This is a genomic window from Micromonospora sp. RTGN7 (assembly GCF_033804645.1).
GTDB lineage: Bacteria > Actinomycetota > Actinomycetes > Mycobacteriales > Micromonosporaceae > Micromonospora.
In genome coordinates this window covers 1-223 of the sequence record NZ_JAPZLF010000075.1, presented here as the reverse complement: position 1 = coordinate 223, position 223 = coordinate 1, and the positions used below count along the sequence as shown (strand labels likewise).

1 pseudogene is annotated in these 223 nt (G+C 67.7%); it reads left to right on the top strand.

The features are described from left to right. A pseudogene (locus SNR22_RS29530) lies at nt 1-223 on the top strand (2-oxoglutarate ferredoxin oxidoreductase subunit alpha); the annotation flags it as partial.

Here is a 223-nt window from a genome sequence, read left to right as displayed (position 1 = left end):
GGTGCGGTATGAGGTGAAGCCGGCGAAGATGCCGCCGGGCACGTACCGCAACATCACCGGCAACGCGGCGCTGTCCCTCGGTCTGGTGGCCGCGGGCGTGCGTTCCGGCCTACCGGTGTTCCTCGGGGCCTACCCGATCACCCCGGCGTCGGACATCCTGCACGAGCTGAGTAAACACAAGCGGTTCGGTGTGGTCACCATGCAGGCCGAGGACGAGATCGCC